Below are 1893 nucleotides of genomic sequence, written 5' to 3'. Positions count from 1 at the left end.
ATGGAGGCGAAGCGCCTCAAGGAGCCATGTCCGGTGTTTCACGCGATAGTGTCCATTAAAAAATGATGGACACTATTTTCCCGGAACCGGAGCCCGCTGCACAGACGGTTTAAATGTGACGCTTACAAATGTTAGCCCACCTAAGTATTTTAAAGTCTAGTCAACTCTTCAACTTCAAACACTTACCTTCCGTTTGTAGCCCGTTAACGTACACCGTCATATTTCAAAATCCACTCTGTTTAGTTGGTACATATGTTGGTATGTTAAGTTCGATATTGCAGATACCATCATCTGAGGGTTTTTAGTATGGCGCTCACAGAGTTAAAAGTAAGAAATACAAAGCCTTCTGATAAACCTGTCAAGATGACCGACGGTAATGGTATGCACCTGTTGATTACCACAAGTGGTTCCAAGTACTGGCGTTTTCAGTATCGCTTCGCTGGTAAACAGAAAATTCTCGCGCTGGGAGTCTATCCTGAGGTTTCATTGTCTGAAGCCAGACGACGAAGAGACGAAGCCCGTCAGCTTGTCGCAAACCATGTAGACCCAAGTGAGAAGCGAAAAGCGCAAAAGATTGAGAGCAAGGGCTTGCTAACATTTGAGCAAGTTGCACGACAATGGCATACCAGTAACAGAACCTGGTCAGACAGTCATAGAACAACTGTTTTGAACAGCCTTGTTTCCCATGTGTTCCCTGTCATCGGAAAACGTAATATCAGCGAGCTAAAAACTCGTGATTTATTGGTTCCTTTGAAAAAAGCAGAAGCTTCAGGACACAATGAACTGGCTTCCCGCTTACAACAGCGCATTACGGCGGTAATGAGGTATGCCGTTCACAATGCTTTAATTGAACAGAATCCTGCAAACGACCTCGCTGGTGCTGTTGTTTCCACTAAAAGTGTTCATCGCCCTGCCCGTTCTCTGGAACGATTGCCAGAGCTTATGAATCGTTTGGAAGCATATAAAGGAAGAGGCATTACCCAAATTGCAGTGCAGTTAACACTCCTGACCTTTGTCCGTTCGAGTGAACTGCGATTTGCTCGCTGGTCAGAAGTCGATCTCAAAAATTCATTGTGGACTATCCCTGGAGAGCGACAACCTTTGAAAGGGGTAAAATATTCTGCAAGAGGGGCAAAGATGAAAACCCCACATCTGGTTCCACTAAGTACACAAGCTAAAGCACTCCTGGAAGAGCTTCACTCGATCAGTGGTGACAAAGAACTTATGTTCATCAGTTTTATTGGGGACGACAAACCTATAAGTGAAAACACGGTCAACAAAGCACTCAGGACAATGGCCTACGATATGAAAGTAGAAGTCTGCGGGCATGGTTTCAGGACTATGGCATGTAGTGCCTTAATCGAATCGGGATTATGGTCGAGAGATGCTGTGGAAAGACAAATGAGCCACCAGGAGGCTTTGTTGAATAATAGGTAATCATTCTGTTTTGTCTGCACTGTTTTGGTAGAAAACGCTGATGCCAGACAGAACACCGTCATACGCAAGCATGTAATGCATTGATTTTATGTTATCTGAAACAACCGTTTTCATAGTACCACAGCATAAAATCCATTTATTCAACAAAGCCTTTGCAAACAGATAGGATAGTCTTAGTACTAAATAACTGCTCGGAATAGTAGATCCCTTAGAGGGAACTCAGTCCGGTTTATGCGATCTGATCAATCGCTGAATATCCCAAATCACCAGCCGGACTGAGCAATGTCGATCATAGCACCAATACCCAGAACCGAACGACGCCTGATGCAGAAAACTATCCATAAAACAAAGGACAAAAACCACGCCCGGCGGCTCACCGCCATGCTGATGCTGCATCGTGGTGACACCGTCAGTCATGTTGCCAGAACACTCTGCTGTGCCCGCTCATCGATTGGT

General features: G+C 44.8%; 1 protein-coding gene and 1 pseudogene. Both read left to right on the top strand.

Features of this window, described 5'->3' with window-relative positions:
* The first annotated feature begins 306 nt into the window (after positions 1-306).
* Positions 307-1437, top strand: coding sequence for a tyrosine-type recombinase/integrase (locus F7Q90_RS25420; protein WP_006120211.1), 1131 nt, complete (start codon positions 307-309; stop codon positions 1435-1437).
* A 282-nt stretch (positions 1438-1719) separates the two neighbouring features.
* Positions 1720-1893 (top strand): annotated as a pseudogene (locus tag F7Q90_RS25415) (IS630 family transposase); the annotation flags it as partial.

This window comes from Pantoea stewartii subsp. stewartii (genome assembly GCF_008801695.1).
Classification (GTDB): domain Bacteria; phylum Pseudomonadota; class Gammaproteobacteria; order Enterobacterales; family Enterobacteriaceae; genus Pantoea; species Pantoea stewartii.
Note: the sequence above shows the minus strand (reverse complement) of the source record. Positions and strands in the feature narration are given on the sequence as shown.

What these genes read in the sequence shown, in the direction of transcription:
- F7Q90_RS25420 (WP_006120211.1), top strand. Translation starts at nt 307, where the DNA reads ATGGCGCTCACAGAGTTAAAAGTAAGAAATACAAAGCCTTCTGATAAA.